At 49.7% G+C, this 18071-nt stretch carries 12 protein-coding genes and 2 pseudogenes; 8 read left to right on the top strand and 6 right to left on the bottom strand.

Annotation, left to right across the window (positions count from 1 at the left end; all coding sequences use genetic code 11):
* Position 1 precedes the first annotated feature (1 nt).
* The 8 genes and pseudogenes from MMY81_RS08130 to MMY81_RS08165 all read left to right on the top strand — a co-directional run bounded on the left by MMY81_RS08130 (position 2) and on the right by MMY81_RS08165 (position 10266).
* Complete coding sequence (locus MMY81_RS08130; protein ID WP_252312409.1) at positions 2-1285, top strand: GntP family permease; 1284 nt, start codon at positions 2-4, stop codon at positions 1283-1285.
* A gap of 30 nt (positions 1286-1315) precedes the next feature.
* A complete protein-coding gene (gene fabG / locus MMY81_RS08135; RefSeq protein WP_252312410.1) occupies positions 1316-2059 on the top strand; it encodes a 3-oxoacyl-ACP reductase FabG in 744 nt (247 codons plus the stop codon).
* Positions 2060-2218: 159 nt separating this feature from the next.
* The gene (locus tag MMY81_RS08140; protein WP_252312526.1) at positions 2219-3283 is read left to right on the top strand and encodes an ABC transporter ATP-binding protein; all 1065 of its coding nucleotides are present in this window, start codon (positions 2219-2221) and stop codon (positions 3281-3283) included.
* Positions 3283-4812 (top strand): ABC transporter permease/substrate-binding protein, encoded by a 1530-nt coding sequence (locus MMY81_RS08145; RefSeq protein WP_252312411.1) that lies wholly within the window; start codon positions 3283-3285, stop codon positions 4810-4812. The genes MMY81_RS08140 and MMY81_RS08145 overlap by 1 nt, the downstream gene beginning before the upstream one ends.
* Before the next feature lie 26 nt (positions 4813-4838).
* The gene (locus MMY81_RS08150; protein WP_252312413.1) at positions 4839-5252 is read left to right on the top strand and encodes a CoA-binding protein; all 414 of its coding nucleotides are present in this window, start codon (positions 4839-4841) and stop codon (positions 5250-5252) included.
* Between the two features lie 165 nt (positions 5253-5417).
* A complete protein-coding gene (gene parE, locus MMY81_RS08155) occupies positions 5418-7394 on the top strand; it encodes a DNA topoisomerase IV subunit B (protein ID WP_308215266.1) in 1977 nt (658 codons plus the stop codon).
* Positions 7391-9831: pseudogene (gene parC / locus MMY81_RS08160) on the top strand (DNA topoisomerase IV subunit A). The gene parE and the pseudogene parC overlap by 4 nt, the downstream one beginning before the upstream one ends.
* Before the next feature lie 33 nt (positions 9832-9864).
* Positions 9865-10266 (top strand): metal-dependent hydrolase, encoded by a 402-nt coding sequence (locus MMY81_RS08165; RefSeq protein WP_252312416.1) that lies wholly within the window; start codon positions 9865-9867, stop codon positions 10264-10266.
* Between the two features lie 801 nt (positions 10267-11067).
* Here the strand turns inward: MMY81_RS08165 and MMY81_RS08170 are convergent.
* The 6 genes and pseudogenes from MMY81_RS08170 to MMY81_RS08195 form a co-directional block, all read right to left on the bottom strand.
* Positions 11068-12105 carry a WD40/YVTN/BNR-like repeat-containing protein gene (locus tag MMY81_RS08170; protein ID WP_252312418.1) on the bottom strand — a complete coding sequence of 346 codons (1038 nt, stop codon included), beginning with the start codon at positions 12103-12105 and terminating at the stop codon, positions 11068-11070.
* A 34-nt stretch (positions 12106-12139) separates the two neighbouring features.
* A complete protein-coding gene (locus MMY81_RS08175) occupies positions 12140-13663 on the bottom strand; it encodes an acyl-CoA carboxylase subunit beta (protein ID WP_252312420.1) in 1524 nt (507 codons plus the stop codon).
* Between the two features lie 23 nt (positions 13664-13686).
* Positions 13687-14828, bottom strand: a pseudogene (locus MMY81_RS08180) (acyl-CoA dehydrogenase family protein).
* Positions 14829-14882: 54 nt separating this feature from the next.
* Positions 14883-15665, bottom strand: a complete 783-nt coding sequence (locus MMY81_RS08185; protein ID WP_252312421.1) for an enoyl-CoA hydratase — start codon at positions 15663-15665, stop codon at positions 14883-14885.
* A 24-nt stretch (positions 15666-15689) separates the two neighbouring features.
* Complete coding sequence (locus MMY81_RS08190; protein WP_252312422.1) at positions 15690-15902, bottom strand: acetyl-CoA carboxylase biotin carboxyl carrier protein subunit; 213 nt, start codon at positions 15900-15902, stop codon at positions 15690-15692.
* Positions 15903-16123: 221 nt separating this feature from the next.
* Positions 16124-18070: an aconitate hydratase gene (locus MMY81_RS08195; protein ID WP_252312424.1), complete on the bottom strand. Its 1947-nt coding sequence runs from the start codon at positions 18068-18070 to the stop codon at positions 16124-16126.
* Between the last annotated feature and the right edge of the window lies 1 nt (position 18071).

An 18071-nucleotide genomic window follows, 5' to 3' on the forward strand; every position in this document is an offset into this window, starting at 1 on the left:
TATGTTTGGAATAATATTAGGCCTTATCGTTCTCATGGTGCTTGCCTATATGGGATGGTCGATTATCTGGGTGGCGCCCATCGCCGCAGGCGTTGTGGCAATATTTGGAGGACTGAACCTGCTTGATGCATATACTGACACGTATATGAGCGGATTTGTCGGATTCGCCCAGCAGTGGTTCCCTGTTTTTCTGCTCGGTGCTATTTTTGGTAAGTTGATGGAAGATACCGGTATGGCAAGGTCCGTCGCCATGGCACTCAGCCGCTTTATTGGTACGAAACGCGCCATACTGAGCGTAGTGGTTTCCGCCGCTATTCTAACCTACGGGGGCGTCAGCCTCTTTGTTGTCGTCTTTGCTGTGTATCCGCTCTCTCTTACATTGTTTAGAGAGGCAAATATCACGCGGAAACTAATTCCGCCTGCTATCGCGCTCGGGGCTCTTACGTTTACTATGACGGCCCTGCCAGGTACCCCGCAGATCCAGAACCTGATTCCGATCACCTCTTTTGAAACGACCGCCACAGCGGCTCCTGTGATGGGTCTTGCAGCTGCGGCTGTTATGGGAGTCGGCGGCTACTTTTACCTGCGCTGGAGAGAAAAGAAAATGAGTGCACAGGGAGAAATTTTCACCGAACCAAAAGACAAAAAAATTGTGGAAGATAACGGGAAAACCCCGCTGTTTCTTCTGTCGATTCTGCCGCTTATCGTCGTACTGGTCACGTTAAATATATTCGGCTGGGATATCGTTATTGCCCTTATTTCCGGTATCGTTCTGATTCTGCTGCTTAATATGGACAAGTGGAGAGGATATGTTAAAGCGATGAATGCCGGCGCGTCCGGCTCCGTACTTGCTATTATTAATACAAGTGCTGCTGTTGGTTTTGGTACCGTTGTACAAAATGTACCCGGCTTTGACCGGTTAACAGAGCTGCTTCTCGGCGTCCGCGGCAGTCCGCTTATTTCCGAAGCGATTGCTGTCAACATCCTGGCAGGGGCCACCGGCTCTGCGTCAGGCGGTATGGGTATTGCGCTTGAAGCGCTGGGTGAACAGTACTATCAGCTGGCACTCGAGACCGGCATCAGCCCGGAGGCATTTCACCGGGTGGCTTCACTTTCATCCGGCGGACTGGATGCCCTTCCTCATAACGGAGCCGTGTTAACGCTTCTTGCTGTGACCGGCATGACGCATAAGGATTCGTATAAAGATATCTTTGTCGTTGCTGTAGCAATCCCTATTCTTGCTACTGTTGTGGCAATTGTTCTAGCAAGCATGGGTCTTGTATAATACATTGGACAGAAAGGATCAGGATAACTGATGAAACGATTAGAAGGAAAAACAGCCGTTATTACAGGAGGCGGCCGCGGCATTGGCGCGGCGACTGCCGGAAAATTCCTCGAAGAAGGCGCCAACGTTGTCGTTGTTGACGTGAATCAGGAGGACCTTGATCACGTGGTAAATGAAGCCGCAGAGCATAAAAGCCGCATACTCGGGGTTAAGGCGGACATTACGAACAAAGCAGACATTGACCACGTTCTTGAAAAAAGCGTGCAAACGTTCTCGAAAGTAGATATTTTAATCAACAATGCCGGTATTACAGCAGACGCTCAGCTGTTAAAAATGGAAGAAGAGGACTGGGATAAAGTGATAAACGTTAATTTAAAAGGGGTATTTCTCGTAACCCAGAAAGCAGCGGCACTTATGAAAGAGCAGCAGTCCGGCGTGATTTTAAACGCTTCCTCGGTTGTAGGCGTCTACGGAAACTTTGGGCAGACCAACTACGCAGCTTCTAAATTCGGCATCAATGGCATGACGAAGACGTGGGCGAAAGAGCTCGGACGCTACAAAATAAGAGTTAACTCGGTGGCACCGGGCTTTATTCTATCCCCAATGACAGAGAAAATGCCGGAAAAAGCATTAACTATGATGAAAGAAAAAGCGGTGCTCGGTACGCTTGGCAGACCGGAAGACATTGCCAATGCCTACGCTTTTCTCGCGTCAGATGAAGCTTCGTTTATTACAGGAGCCGTCCTGAATGTAGACGGCGGCGCGGTGATATAGAATAGAATACAATGCCGGAGGACCTTTACCACGCCCTCCGGTTTTTTTATTGTACCTTTTTATTTGTAAAGGACTGGCAGATGAAATATGATTAGGTCAGCTTTCCTTACCCTGTATGCACGGCAACAGGCGACTATGACCAAGAAAGGGCTTGACGACATGATATCTTTTCACGACATTACAAAACAATTTGCAGACCAGTCAACTGCCGTGGAGAACTTCAATCTGACGATCAACAAAGGGGAATTTTTCGTCTTGATCGGCCCCAGCGGCTGCGGGAAAACGACCACGTTGAAAATGATTAACCGCTTAATTGAGCCTACCTCCGGCCGTATTACGATCGAGGATAAAAACATCACCGAGTGGAACCGCCAGGAGCTGCGCTGGAATATCGGCTACGTTCTTCAGCAGATTGCCCTGTTCCCGACGATGACGATTGCCGAAAACATTGCCGTTGTACCGGAAATGCGCAAATGGAAAAAAGCTGCTGTAGAGGAGCGGGTCGATGAGCTTTTGAATATGGTAGGGCTGGACCCGGATACCTACAGGAACCGTCGCCCCTCTGAGCTCTCAGGCGGTCAGCAGCAGCGAATCGGGGTTATCCGGGCCCTCGCCGGCAATCCGGACATCATTTTAATGGATGAGCCCTTCAGCGCCCTTGATCCGATCAGCCGGGAACAGCTGCAAAAAGACATCCGCCAGCTGCAGGCTGATATTAAAAAAACCATCGTTTTTGTGACGCACGATATCGATGAAGCGATGGCTATCGGCGACCGCATCTGCCTGATGAAAGACGGCGGTATTGTCCAGGTGGGAACCCGGGAGGAGCTCGTTAATGAGCCGGCCGATGACTTTGTGAAAAATTTTATCGGTGATCGCCGGGATCCATGGGACACGCGCGTAAAAGAAGTGATGAACCCTAACAGCCATCTGCTGGCAAGCACTCAGGACATCAGTGACTACCCGCTGTATCCGGCGCCTCTTTATATTTTTAAAGATGACCGCACGTATGTAGGCCGTCAGGCCGAAGAGGGCATTGTCTCCAATGACCCTGCCATTCATCCGGAGGATACGCTGAAACACGCGCTTAAGTCATTTGACGATACTGAACTCGAAGCCCTCCCTGTGTTAACCGGCACCCGCATTGAAGGTGTGCTCAGCTACAAAGATATTGTACAGTTCATGAAAAAATCCCAGCTTGAGCAGGAAGGGGAGCTGGTATAATGACGACGCTGCAGGAGTTATGGGATCTATTTTCCACCCGTCAGGGCGAATTCTGGCAGGTGATGTGGCAGCATGTGCATATGTCGGTTGTTGCACTTCTGTTTGCTGTACTAATTGCCGTCCCGCTTGGTATTATTCTCACCCGAAAACAAAAGCTGGCTGAACCGATCATCGGTGTGGCAGCGGTGCTGCAGACCATCCCGAGCCTTGCGCTGCTCGGGTTTATGATCCTGCTTTTAAATCAAATCGGCACGCTTCCCGCGGTCGTAGCACTTACCGCCTACGCCCTGCTTCCCATTCTGCGGAATACATATACCGGCATTCAGGGAGTGGATCCTTCGATTCAGGAAGCGGCTGTCGGGATGGGAATGTCTTCGTTCCGGAAACTCCGTAAAATTGAGCTTCCGATGGCGATGCCGATTATTATGGCTGGTGTCCGCACATCGATGGTGCTGATTGTAGGTACGGCTACGCTGGCCGCCCTTATCAGCGCCGGCGGCCTGGGCGACTTTATTATGACCGGGATTGACCGGGCGAACAATGCCTACATTCTGCTGGGAGCACTTCCTGCTGCCCTGCTGGCGCTGTTTTTTGATTTTATCCTGCGGATGACGGAAAAACGGTCCCAGGGCAAAACGCTGGCTCCAATCCTTGCCGTACTGGGCCTGTCAGTGGCGATCGCCCTGGCTCCATTATTTTCTTTTGCTCAACAGCCACAGATCACCATCGGCGGCAAGATCACCGCAGAACCGGAAATCATTGCCAACATGTACAAGCACCTGATTGAGGAAGAGACTGATCTTATGGTGGACGTGCGCACCGGGATGGGGAGCACCGATATTGCGTTTAATGCCCTTCAATCCGATGATGTGGATGTGTACCTTGAATTTACAGGCACGGCATTAACCACCCTTTTAAATCAAACCCCGGAGCCCGGCACAACTGAAGAAGAAGTGTATGAGCAGGCGCGTACGGGATTGATGGAAGAGTACGACCTCGCTTATCTCGAGCCGATGGCATTTAATAACACCTATGCACTTGCCGTCCGCGGAGAAACAGCGGAAGAGCTGGGTATTGAAACGATTTCCGATATGGAAACATACCGGGATCAGCTGACGGCCGGGTTTACTTTTGAGTTTGCCGACCGGGAAGACGGGTATATAGGATTACAGGACATCTATGGATTTTCTTTTGAAAATGTAGAAACGATGGACTCTGGTCTGCGCACCCGTGCCTTAACGACGGAGCAGGTGGACTTTATTGACGCCTTCTCTACGAGCGCGGACATTATTGAATACGATCTTGCGCTGATGGAAGACGACGAAAATCTGTTTCCGCCGTATCAGGGAGCCCCTCTGATGAAGCAGGAAACGCTTGAAGAGTATCCGGAACTAGAAGAGCCCCTGAATCGTCTTGGCGGTATGATTACCGACGAGGAAATGCAGGAGATGAACTACAAAGTCGAATACGATGACGAAGATCCGTATGACGTAGCAGAAGAGTACCTGCAGTCTGTGGATTTACTGTAAACTATATGCTAAAGGAGATAGATAACATGGCACACCGTAATCCCGATCAGCAGAAAATTAAGCATATCCTGGACACAAGCAAACGAATTGCTGTGGTAGGCCTGTCTGATAACCCATCACGGACGTCCTATCAGATCAGCAGCCAAATGCAGCAGGCCGGGTATGAAATTATTCCGGTTAATCCCGTAGTTGATGAAGTGCTTGGAGTCAAAGCCGTTAATCGGCTGCAGGACATTGACGGCCCGGTGGACATTGTTAACGTTTTCCGCCGCAGTGAATTCCTGCCGGAAGTCGCCCGCGACGTGCTCGATATTGAAGCAGGTACCTTCTGGGCCCAGCTTGGCGTCTCTCACGACGAAGTACCTGCCATTCTGAAAGAAAAAAATATAAATATAGTAATGGATTCATGCATCAAGGTCGAATACCAGATGACGCGCTGAGGCAATTCCGGGAACCAGTTCAAACTTGAACTGGTTCTTTTTGTTTTTTTATGATATTTTGATGGAGGAAGTGTCATATAAAACATATGTTCGTATAATGGCATGTGGTATGATAAGATATTATATAAAGATATTTGTTCTTGCATGAGAAGGGAGTCGGATTTTTTGGCAGCAAAGGGAACATACCAATATAACGACGAATCAATTCAGGTCCTCGAAGGCCTTGAAGCGGTTCGCAAACGCCCCGGCATGTATATCGGAAGCACCGATAGCCGGGGACTTCATCATCTTGTTTTTGAGATTGTTGATAATGCCGTCGATGAAGCACTGGGCGGATATGGTAAAAACATTCAGGTTGTTCTGCATAAAGACAACAGCGTCAGCGTTTCTGATGCCGGCAGGGGAATGCCTACCGGTATGCACCAGACGGGAAAGCCGACGCCGGAAGTCATCCTGACGGTTCTTCATGCCGGCGGAAAGTTCGGCCAGGGCGGATATGCGACAAGCGGAGGACTCCATGGCGTGGGGGCCTCTGTAGTGAACGCCTTGTCCGAATCACTTGATGTTATGATCGACCGCGGCGGCGAGAGCTTCCAGCAGTCCTTCCGGGACGGCGGCAAGCCGGTCACGGGCCTCGTAAAAAAAGGGACCACCAAAAAAACAGGTACAACGATCCGTTTTAAACCGGATCCGGCGATTTTTAACCATACCGTGTTTCAATATGACACATTAGCCGAACGCCTTCGGGAAGCAGCCTTTCTTTTGGGCGGAGTAACTATTGGTCTCCGCGATGAACGTCAGAAAGAAGTTGTGACCGATACGTTTTTATTTGATACAGGGATTAAAGCATTCGTGGAATACTTGAACGAGGACAAGGAAACCCTTCATCCGGTCGTTTTCTTTGAAGGCGTCAATCAGGAGATTGAGGTGGAAACAGCCTTTCAATTTAATGATGCCTATACCGAAACCACGCTGTCGTTTGTGAACAACGTGCGTACAAGAGACGGAGGCACCCATGAATCCGGAGCCAGATCGGCGCTCACCCGGATTGTAAATGAATATGCCAGAAAGACCGGCCTGTTAAAAGAAAAAGACAAAAACCTTGACGGGTCAGACATCCGTGAGGGCTTTACGTCGGTTATTTCGATACGGGTGCCGGAAGAAAAGCTGCAGTTTGAAGGACAGACGAAAAGTAAACTTGGCACACCAGATGCACGTTCCGCTGTAGAGCAGGTTCTTGCCGAGAAGCTGACCTACTTTTTTGAAGAAAATCCAACTGTCAGCCAGATGCTGATTAAAAAAGCTGTCAAAGCGTCCCAGGCAAGAGAAGCGGCACGCCGTGCCCGGGAAGAAGCCAGAAACGGCAAGAAAAACCGGAAAAAAGACGTCCTTCTCAGTGGAAAGCTGACTCCGGCCCAGTCCAAAAACCCGGATCGCAATGAGCTGTACCTGGTCGAGGGGGATTCGGCCGGCGGTTCGGCCAAACAGGGACGGGACCGGAAATTCCAGGCGGTGCTTCCTCTTCGTGGAAAGGTCATCAACACGGAAAAAGCCCGTATTGACGACATTATGAAAAACGAAGAGATCCGCACGATTATTTATGCTCTCGGCGCGGGAGTCGGTGCGGACTTTGTTCTCGAAGAGCGCAACTACGATAAAGTCGTGATTATGACGGATGCCGATACGGACGGTGCCCATATTCAAGTGCTGCTGCTGACGTTTTTTTACCGGTACATGCGGGAGCTGATTTCCTCCGGCAAGGTTTACATCGCCCTGCCGCCGCTGTATAAAATAAGCAAAGGCTCCGGCAAGAAAGAAAAAACAGAATATGCCTGGGATGAAGAAGGCATGCAGGAAGCAATGAAAAAGATCGGCAAAGGCTATATCATACAGCGCTATAAAGGTCTCGGTGAAATGGACGCGACCCAGCTTTGGGAAACGACGATGAATCCGGAGTCCCGTACGCTGATCCGGGTGACGATTGAAGATCTTGCCCGGGCCGACAAGCGCGTCAGCGTGCTGATGGGTGATAAAGTCGAACCCCGAAGGAAATGGATTGAATCGAATGTGGCCTTTGGGCTGGAGGAAGACAGCAATATTCTGGAAAACGAAAACCTTCACCTGGAGGATGAATACGAATGACGCAGACAGAGAAATTTCTAGACTTACCGCTTGAAGATGTCATCGGCGACCGTTTCGGCCGCTACAGTAAATATATTATCCAGGAGCGGGCCCTGCCTGACGCCCGGGATGGCCTGAAGCCGGTACAGCGCCGGATTTTGTACGCGATGTACCACGAAGGCAATACGTTTGAAAAACCGTTCCGTAAAGCCGCTAAAACGGTAGGTAACGTAATTGGTAACTACCACCCGCACGGAGACAGCTCTGTGTATGAAGCGATGGTGCGTATGAGCCAGGACTGGAAGGTCCGCAATGCGCTCGTGCAGATGCACGGCAACAACGGTTCGGTGGATGGAGACCCGCCTGCCGCAATGCGTTATACCGAGGCACGGCTGTCGGCTCTTTCTGCCGAGCTTCTCCGTGATATTGAAAAAAGCACGGTCGAATATATTCCAAACTTCGATGATTCCCAGGAGGAGCCGGTCGTTCTGCCGGCGATGTACCCGAATCTGCTGGTTAATGGCTCCACCGGTATCAGTGCCGGTTACGCCACCGATATTCCTCCGCATCAGCTCGGAGAAGTAATTGATGCAGCCTTAATGATGATTGATAAGCCAGAAGCGGGCATAGAAGAACTGATGACGGTATTAAAAGGACCGGATTTCCCGACCGGCGGCACGATTCAGGGGCTGGAAGGCATCCGCAGTGCCTACGAAACCGGTAAAGGGAAAGTAATGCTGCGAGCCAATGCAGAAATTGAAGAACTTCGCGGAGGACGCAAGCAGATTGTTATTACGGAAATTCCCTATGACGTAGTGAAATCAAATCTTGTTAAAAAGATGGACGAAATCCGTTTTGATAAAAAAATCGACGGTATCGCTGAAGTCCGGGATGATACGGATCGAACAGGACTCCGTATTGTAATTGAGCTTAAAAAAGAAGCCGATCCCGAAAACGTACTAACGTTTTTATACAAATCCACGGATCTGCAGATTGCCTATCATTTCAATATGGTGGCTATTTACAACCAGACGCCGCAGCTTATGGGACTTAAACCTTTGCTATCAGCTTATATTGACCACCAGCGCGAGGTCGTCACAAACCGGTCCCGTCATGAACTCGATAAAGCGGTCAAAAGGCAGCATATTGTCGAAGGTCTGATTAAAGCCATATCGATTCTTGATGAAGTTATCGCATCCATACGGGAATCCAACGATAAGGCGGATGCCAAACGGAATCTGGAAGAAAAGTATTCCTTTACTTCCGAACAGGCCGAAGCGATCGTGAACCTGCAGCTGTACCGTTTAACCAACACCGACATTGTGACGCTTGAAAAAGAAGCAGATGCGCTCCGTAAAGAAATTACGCGTCTGGAAGGTATTCTTAAAAGCGACAAAAAGCTGATGGACGTGATTAAAAAAGAATTAACGCGGATACGCAAGCTGTATAATGATGAGCGTCTCACAAAAATCGAAGAACATATCCAGGAGCTCAAGGTCGATATGGAGGGAATGATCCCTTCAGAAGACGTTATTATTACAGCAACACAGGAAGGCTATGTGAAACGTACGAGCATCCGCTCCTATTCGGCTTCCAAAGAAGAAAAGCCTGGAATGAAAGAAACCGATGAGCTTCTGTATTTCAGGGAAATGAACACTACGGATACGCTGCTGTTGTTTACAAAGCGCGGGCAGTATATATATATGCCGGTTCATCAGCTCTCCGAGATCCGCTGAAAGATAACGGACAGCATATCGGCAACCTCGTGCAGCTGGAGGCCGGGGATGAGCTGATCAAAGCCCTGCCGATCCGTACATTTGATACAACAAATGAACTGTTGTTTATTACCAAACAGGGACTCGTGAAAAAAACACCGTTGAATGTGTATAAAGCTCAGCGCTATTCCAAAGCGTTGACGGCAGTTAAGCTCAAAGACGGCGATCAGGTCACAGCAGTCCTTGAGCTGGAAAAAGAAACCGATCTATTTTTAGCCAGCTCCTTCGGCTACGGACTGCGCTTTCCAATCGAGGATATTCCCGTAGTCGGTAAACAAGCGGCCGGCGTAAAGGGCATTAATCTAAAAGACGGGGACGAGGTCATTAACGCACTCCCGGTCGCCAATGACACGATGCTGGTTCTTGTGACACAGCGGGGCGCTGTAAAGAAAATGAGCGCCGGTGACTTTGAACAGGCAAAGCGGGCCACAAGGGGACTTGTGATGATCCGCGAGCTTAAATCAAATCCTCATCGGATTATCGGCCTGTATGAAACAAACGGCGGTGATCAGGAAATTGTTCTCCGGACAGACAAAGGGGTCACACACACCGAGAACCTGAAACGATTTCGAAAAAATGACCGTTACAGCAGCGGGTCATTTGTTATTGATGAGAAAAAGCAGGGTATTGTGAAATATGTATGGACACCAGTAGAATATAAATTACTTTCTAGTAAACCGTAATAATATTATGTAAACAAGAGCGGGGCGGACATCATGAAAGCAGCAACACACACCGTAGGCGCCCTCGCTGCAGGATCTGCAGCAGTATATTTGAATTGGGCTCCCCATGCAGTAGAGCAGGATGTATTCCAGGCAGCAGTTTTTATAGGTTCGCTGATGTTTGGCGGACTGCTGCCGGACATCTGCCAGCCAAATTCCTGGATGGGCAGACGTCTCAAAGCAACATCCTACATTGTATTTAAGGTTGTCGGCCACCGGACACTCACGCACAGTCTGGTGGGCACGGCTATTGTGTTTATTTTGACGGGGCTGATTCCGGGATTAACCGGCACGGTTATGCAGACAGGCATTACCGCAGGCGTGATCAGTCATATTTTACTTGATATGCTGAACCCTAAAGGCGTTCATTTATTTTTTTTGTACGGTATAACGTGAGATTTCCATTTGGAAAACTGACCGGGTCAAAACCGGGAGAATTTTTGATTTTTATGCTGCTGAGTTTCTTTTTTATTAACGGAATCTGGCGGCTTATTTCGTAGCAAAAAAACCCCGACGGCCATATACGGCTTGCAGGGGTTTTTTTCGTTTATGAGCAGTAGAGAGGCGCTGTGAGAGCAAACGAAACCAGATAGACGTACCATTGTCCGGCGTCGATTGATGTGAGAGCGGTGTACAGCAAGTTTTTAACGAGGAAATGATGTATAAAGCCGAACAGCAGATAATTCAATATGTATGAAATCAACAGTTACCAAAAAATGCTATACAGAGCGCAGCAAAAATTAATTAGAATCAGAAAAGTCTACAGTACAAATAAACGTCTAAACGAAATGGATAAACTGGCAGTTATAAAAAGATAACTACAGACTAAAATCACTGCGGTAAATCCCTCATGAAAAGGAAGACTACAAGAAAACAAGTAATAAATGATTCAGAACGTGCTGTACCAAAAGAAATAATGAAAAATGCGCATATGCACACAGCGACTCCATATATAATACAATAAGTTCATGAATCATGTTTTTTTTACGCTTCGTCTCATTAATAGTAGTTTACTTAACTAATGATACGAGAATGAAAGCTTTTTATATAACTTCCGATAATATATATTATGTAAACTAGAATAAAAGTAAAACGAACATGTGGATATTGTCCGGCTTTTTGTACCGCCTATCGCGTCTGTTTACTGCGTGTTTATTTCATTCGATTACACAGTATTTTTTTCATTATGCTGCTTCTTTACTCATGTTTTTCATTGTGCCCGGCTATCATTGTAAATCCGGGAATCCTTTTTGTTTTTACATGTTCCGGCCATTCGATTGAAATCTTGTTCCATGTCTGGCCGGCATCATAGGATATAAACATCCCAAGATTATTTACTGCGTAAAAGACGCCCGGCCTCGATACATGTGAAGCCAGCGCAAAATGAGCGGAACCGTCCGCATCCGGCAGTCCTTCATGCGCCCGGGCCCAGGGCCCGCCATTTTTCCGCCGCACTACAATCGTATTGGCTCTCTCGGGATTGTATGCTTCATACGGGCTTTTGGACGCAGACGCAACGACCGTGTCTGCATCTGCCGGATCTACAGCCACACTAATCAGATAATTATACGGCCTCAGCCCTTCATTTACCGTCTGCCACGTTGTTCCTCCATCGAAACTTTCTGCATATCCCCCGCCCGCCGCTTCATATACCCGTCCAGACACGCGCGGATGAACAGCCATAGAGTGACAGTCATACTGGGAGTTCGGTTTCCTGTCCTCCCAATGTGCCCCTTTATCTTCACTTTTCATAACGCCCCCGAGCTCGATTCCAACAAAAATTCGATTTTCATTATGATGGTCCGTCTGAATCCAGCGGACATGATGTGTATGCGGACGCGGCGGAAAACTCCAGCTCGGCCTGGACGGTAGATCCAGCAGAGAAGGACAATCTGTCCATGTGTTTCCGCCATCTTCAGAACGAAACAAGCCACTTGGTTCTGTACCGGCCCATACCACACTCATGTCGTTTTTAACCTCTATCGGACTGACCGCAACGCTCATTATCCGTTTATGCGTGATTCCGGCACCGGCAGGATGCCATGTATCACCGCTGTCACGGCTGACCCAGAGTCCGTCGTTAAATGTCCCTCCATACAGCAGCCCCGGCCGATTCGGGTCTGCGGCCAGGCATAAAAATGTATTCGGCGTTATTTTTTCATGTAATGTCCATTCCTGCTGTTCTTTTTTCACTTCCAAAATAGACCTTCCGGCTGAAAAATAAACAATCTCCATACTGCTCACCACCTTTATCTAATGAATACCCATTTCACACTGGATATACCCCGTGTTTGCGGTCGGTGAAGGTTGTTTGTTTAGCCTGGTACACGCTGAACCTGGAAATGAGTTCGTCTCTAAGTGTATCCGGCTCAATTACCGCATCAACTACGAGGTCGGACGCCAACCGGTAAATATCGATGTTCTGCTTGTATTCTTCTCTTTTTTCCTTTAAAAAAGCCGGGCGGTCTTCTTCGGCAAGTTCCTGTATTTTATTGGCATACACCGCATTAACGGCGGCTTCCGGTCCCATCACAGCGATCTGTGCCTGCGGAAATGCCAGGCAGCAGTCCGGATCAAAGGCAGGGCCGGCCATCGCATACAGCCCCGCTCCATAGGCTTTACGCACAATAACGGATATTTTAGGAACCGTCGCTTCAGCCATGGCAGCAATCATTTTTGCACCGTGGCGGATAATACCAGCCCGCTCGACTTTGCTGCCGATCATGAAGCCGGGAATATCAGCCAGGAATAAAAGCGGTATTCCAAAGGCGTCGCAGAGCGCGATAAATTTAGCGGCTTTGTCTGCTGAATCCTGAAACAGCACCCCGCCTTTTACTTTAGGCTGGTTGGCTACAATTCCTACTGTTTTTCCGTCAATACGGGCAAGCACGGTAATAAGCTCGGGCGCAAACATTTTTTTCACATCAAACATCGAATCTTTGTCTACCAGGCGCTCCAGCAGATCATACATATTAAAGGGTGCATTTTGGTTCGCTGGGATCATCGCCTCGATCGACTCCTTCACCGCCGGCTCCCTCCCGGCAGGAGGGTCAGGTGGCGTAGAGCCGTAATAAGACGGAAAATAGGTCAGATAGTCCCTGGCCTGAGCGATTGCCTCCTTTTCATCAGCGGCCAGCACGTCCCCGCATCCGGACACCGAGCAGTGCATCTCCGCTCCACCCATTTCTTCGAGGCTCACTTTTTCTCCTATGACCATCTCTGCCATCCGCGGCGACCCGAGATACATCGATGCGTTTCCTTTTACCATAATAACTAGATCACAGAAAGCTGGAATATATGCACCACCCGCAGCCGACGGCCCGAACAATAGGCATACCTGAGGCACTTTCCCGGATAGCTTCACCTGGTTGTAAAATATTCGTCCCGCTCCTCTTCTGCCCGGAAACATCTCGAGCTGATCGGTAATCCGCGCGCCGGCGGAATCTACTAAGTACAGCATCGGCAGACGCAGCCGATCCGCTGTTTCCTGGATACGGATGATTTTTTCAACCGTCCTGGCTCCCCAAGAACCTGCTTTGACCGTTGAGTCATTAGCCATAAAACAAACATCGCGGCCGTTTATTTTCCCTGTTCCCGTTATCACCCCATCAGCCGGCAGAGACTCCGACTCGTAGTTGGCAAATTTTCCGTCTTCTAACTGCTGTCCGTCGTCTAACAGCAGGGCCAGCCGCTCTCTGACAAACAGTTTGCCTTTATCGGTATTGGCGGTATGGTACTTTTCCCGGCCACCCTTTTCAATTTTTTGTTCTTTTTGCTGGTGCCATCTTTTCATGACTGCCTCCTTTTCTCCGGTCCTCAGCACCCCAGCTGCCGGGCAATAACAAGCCGCTGGATTTCTGAAGTTCCTTCGCCAATCTCCATCAGCTTCGTATCCCGAAGCATGCGTTCAATACCGTATTCTCTCATGTAGCCGTAGCCGCCGTGAATCTGCAGCGCCTGGTTGCACGTTCTGGACGCCATTTCGGACGAAAACAGTTTGGCGTAGGCTGCTTCTTTCGTAAATGGCTTGTTATGATCTTTCAGCCAGGCGGCTTTACGAACCATATTCTGGGCCAGCTCAATCTCCATCGCCATATCCGCTAATTTAAACTGAATCGCCTGAAACGACGAAATTTCTGCCCCAAACTGTCTGCGTTCGTGAGAATACTGCAGGGCCTTTTCAAAAGCGCCCCGGGCGATACCGACAGCGAGGGCTGCGATCGAAATACGGCCCCCATCCAGCGTATGCAGAAACTGCTTAAAACCTTTCGCCGGATCACCAAGCAGGTTGCCTGCAGGCACTCTGACATCATCTAGTATCAGCTCACACGTATTGGAGCCGCGGACCCCCATTTTGTTGTAGGGACTCGAAATCGTAAATCCATTTGTGTCCGGCGGCACGATAATAGCGGAGATAATATTCCGCCCGCGTTCATCTTTTCCTGTAACCGCAGTAACAATGATCGTGCGCGCATATTGTGCGTTGGTGATCCAGCACTTTTCCCCGTTAATCCGGTATTCTCCATTTTCCAGTACCGCAGTCGTTCTAGTACCGCCTGCATCGGAACCGGCGTTTGGTTCGGTCAGCCCGAACGCCCCAAGTGTCTCTCCTTTGGCGAGCGGAACCAGGTAGTCCTGCTTCTGCTGTTCCGTACCGTAGTAATAAATCGGAGCCGCTCCGAGCGATACGGCTGCTGCATAGCCGAGCCCTGTACTTCCGCAGGCCTTGCCTATTTCCTCAACGGCAAGCGTATAGGAAATGGTATCCCCTCCAGATCCACCGTATTCTTCTGGAAAAGGGATACCCATTAAACCGAGTTTTCCCATTTCTAAAAACGTCTCTACTGGAAAGGCCGCCTGAACATCTACTGCCTCCGCACGGGGGGCAATCACTTCCGTGGCAAAATCGCGGCTAGAGCGGCCACCATCTTCTGCTCCCCTGTTAACTCAAAGTTCATCAGAATCCCTCCTTTCTATAAAGCACCTTATTCTTCAGCCTGCTGACAGAGCAGCTACCTGCCTTTGTAAACAGGAGATCGCTTTTCCCGAAAAGCGTTCAGCCCCTCCCGGCGGTCTTCGGTCCAAAGCGTGGCATGATACGCCTCCTGTTCCATTTTTAGGCCGGATGGCAGGTCGGTATCAGCTCCAGCGTTCATTGCGGCTTTTGCCTGTTTTACCGCTATTGGTGCATTCCGGCAGATTCGCTCTGACATTTCTGCCGTTTTTTCTGCCAGTTCGGCAGCGGGCACGACATGTTCGACGAGCCCGATTGCTAATGCGTCCGCTGCACTTATCTTTTCAGCGGTAAAAATAAGTTCTTTTGCCCGGGCCATTCCGATGGCACGCGGCAGTCTCTGGGTGCCGCCCGCTCCTGGAATAATGCCGAGGGAGGTTTCGGTCAGGCCGGTTTTAATGTGATCGGCCGCTATCCGGATGTCACAGGCAAGAGCAAGCTCAAGACCGCCGCCAAAGGCGCTTCCGTTCATCACCGCAAGCGTCGGCTGCGGCATTCCTGCCAGACGGGCGACCACCGACCCGATAAGCGCCACCACGTCTTTTGTTTCCGCAGGCGTCATCTGCGCCCTTTCTTTCAGATCCGCTCCGGCACAAAACGCTTTATCGCCTTTACCGGTGAGTACCACACAGCGCACGTCCGGATGATCGGCCAGCTCGTCCATTATTGCGGTAAGTGCATACAGAAGCTCGATGGATAAGGCATTGGCAGCTTCGGGGCGCTGCAGCGTTATAGTTGCCGTCCCGTTTGGATCGATCACCCGGTTCACTGGTTCCGGCATTCTATCATTCCTCCTCCGGCTGCTTTATTCAAGCTCGAGAATAATATCGCCTTCTTCTACAAAGTCGCCTTCTTTTTTGTGAATCATATGCACCTTGCCGCTTGCGGTAGACTCCATCGGTATTTCCATTTTCATAGACTCCAATATGGCGATTTCCTGTCCCGTAACTACTTCTTCGCCGACTGTAGTAGTGATTTTCCAGATGCTTCCTGACATGTCTGCTTTAACTTGTTTCATTGCAGGCCTCCTGTGTAGAAAATTATAATTAAAGCGCTTTCAAAAAACTGTACAGTAACACCGCCGCTGAACTGTCGTTCTATGGCTGTCTGTATAGCTAATAGTTCGGCATACGCGGGTTGGATTCCTGTTTTTGTTTCCATGTTTTTTCCTGATGTCTGGCTTTATTACAAAAAAAGACACCGGCCCGGGATGTTCAGCCCGGACGGGTGTCAGTCACGTTAATGCTGGGTTTCGCCTTTTTTAATCCAGTTGATCATGCCGCCTTCGAGCATAATTTCAATCTGCCTGCCGGACATAGCATGCTCTACTTCTATCGTGGATTTTCCTTTGATTTCTGCTGTAAGAACGGAAGATTCCTGCAGCGAACGGCGGATGTCTTTGAAGACAATCACGTCGTCCTGTTCAATCAGATCATAATCAGACTCGTTTACAAATGTAAGCGGAAGAACGCCGAAATTGACAAGGTTCTGCCAGTGAATCCGGGCAAAATCCTTTACGATCGCAGCGCGTAGTCCCAGGTATCTCGGCGCCAGAGCCGCATGTTCCCGGCTTGATCCCTGACCGTAGTTGCTTCCGCCTATTACAGCATGACCACCCTGGTCTCTGGATTCCATGGCCCGCTTATAGTAGGATTCGTCCAGCTTTTCAAAGGTGAATTTGCTGATTTCCGGCAGATTGCTTCGAAATGGCAGTACCCGGCCGCCGCCTGCGAGTATTTCATCAGTCGAGACATCGTCACCCGTCTTAAAGCCTACGGTGACCTCCAGTTCATCCGGGAGGGCATCAAATTCCGGAATAGCTTCAATATTCGGCCCTTTGGATAAGCGGATCTCTTTAGCTTCTTCAAAAGGGTACGGATGCATCAACAGTTCGTTGTTAATCGCAGGCTTTGGAATATCTATCTGTGGGTATTCCATATCAAGCTCTCTTGGATCGGTGATTTTTCCGGTAAGCGCTGAGGCAGCCGCTGTTTCCGGACTGCATAGAAATACGCTGTCATCCAGCGTTCCGGAGCGGCCCGGAAAATTTCTGGGCACAGTGCGCAGGCTGTTCTTTCCCGAAGCCGGCGCCTGCCCCATGCCGATACAGCCATTACAGCCTGCCTGATGAAGTCTGGCGCCTGCATCAATTAAATGGGAGAGGTTGCCGGTGTTAATTAAGTCAGAAAGTGTTTCTCTGGAAGACGGGTTAATATCGAGCGAGACGCCGGGCGCAATTGACCGCCCTTTCATCATCTGCGCCACAATCGCAAAGTCCCTGTAGCCCGGATTTGCCGAGGAGCCGATATACGACTGGTAAATTGGCTCCCCGGCCGCCTCACGAACAGTCACTACATTGCCGGGACTTGACGGTCTGGCAATCATCGGTTCCAGCTCGGATAAGTTGATTTCTTCATGCTCCTCATAAGAGGCGTCCTCATCCGCTGACAGCTCTATCCAGTCTTCTCCCCGTTCCTCCATTTCCAGGAAATGACGAACCTGCTCATCGGATGGAAACACAGAGGTCGTGGCGCCGAGTTCTGCTCCCATGTTTGCAATGACGTGCCGGTCCATGGCGGTTAGATCCGCAAGAGCGGGCCCGTAGTATTCAATTACTTTTCCAACTCCGCCCTTTACGCCGTGGCGACGCAGCAGCTCCAGGATAATATCTTTTGCACTTACCCATTCCGGGAGCTTCCCGGTAAGCTTCACGCCCCATACTTTCGGCATTTTTACGTATATCGGCTCGCCGGCGGCCGCCATGGCGACTTCAATACCGCCCGCTCCCATAGCAAACATACCCAGAGACCCGGCCGCACAAGTGTGGCTGTCTGAACCAAGCAGTGTTTTTCCGGGCTTGCCGAGCCGCTGCATATGAACGGGGTGGCTTACCCCGTTGCCCGGCTTGCTGTAATAAATACCAAATCGCTGGGCAGCACTTTGGAGAAATAGATGGTCATCCGGATTTTTGTAATCTTCCTGGATCAGGTTATGATCCACATACTGGGCGGAGACCTCTGTTTTAACGCGGTCAATTCCCATCGCTTCCAGTTCCAGCATAACAAGTGTGCCGGTAGCGTCCTGGGTGAGTGTCTGGTCTATTTTTAATCCGATTTCTTCCCCTGCCTTCATCTCACCGGATAAAAGATGGTCCCCAAGTAGTTTCTGCGTCACGTTTTTTCCCATT

The organism is Sinobaca sp. H24, from assembly GCF_023845525.1.

Coding starts and splice junctions, on each gene's coding strand:
- MMY81_RS08130 (WP_252312409.1), top strand. CDS start 2: ATGTTTGGAATAATATTAGGCCTTATCGTTCTCATGGTGCTTGCCTAT.
- MMY81_RS08175 (WP_252312420.1), bottom strand. CDS start 13,663: ATGAAAAGATGGCACCAGCAAAAAGAACAAAAAATTGAAAAGGGTGGC.
- fabG (WP_252312410.1), top strand. CDS start 1,316: ATGAAACGATTAGAAGGAAAAACAGCCGTTATTACAGGAGGCGGCCGC.
- MMY81_RS08185 (WP_252312421.1), bottom strand. CDS start 15,665: ATGCCGGAACCAGTGAACCGGGTGATCGATCCAAACGGGACGGCAACT.
- MMY81_RS08140 (WP_252312526.1), top strand. CDS start 2,219: ATGATATCTTTTCACGACATTACAAAACAATTTGCAGACCAGTCAACT.
- MMY81_RS08150 (WP_252312413.1), top strand. CDS start 4,839: ATGGCACACCGTAATCCCGATCAGCAGAAAATTAAGCATATCCTGGAC.
- MMY81_RS08190 (WP_252312422.1), bottom strand. CDS start 15,902: ATGAAACAAGTTAAAGCAGACATGTCAGGAAGCATCTGGAAAATCACT.
- MMY81_RS08170 (WP_252312418.1), bottom strand. CDS start 12,105: ATGGAGATTGTTTATTTTTCAGCCGGAAGGTCTATTTTGGAAGTGAAA.
- MMY81_RS08195 (WP_252312424.1), bottom strand. CDS start 18,070: ATGGGAAAAAACGTGACGCAGAAACTACTTGGGGACCATCTTTTATCC.
- MMY81_RS08165 (WP_252312416.1), top strand. CDS start 9,865: ATGAAAGCAGCAACACACACCGTAGGCGCCCTCGCTGCAGGATCTGCA.
- MMY81_RS08145 (WP_252312411.1), top strand. CDS start 3,283: ATGACGACGCTGCAGGAGTTATGGGATCTATTTTCCACCCGTCAGGGC.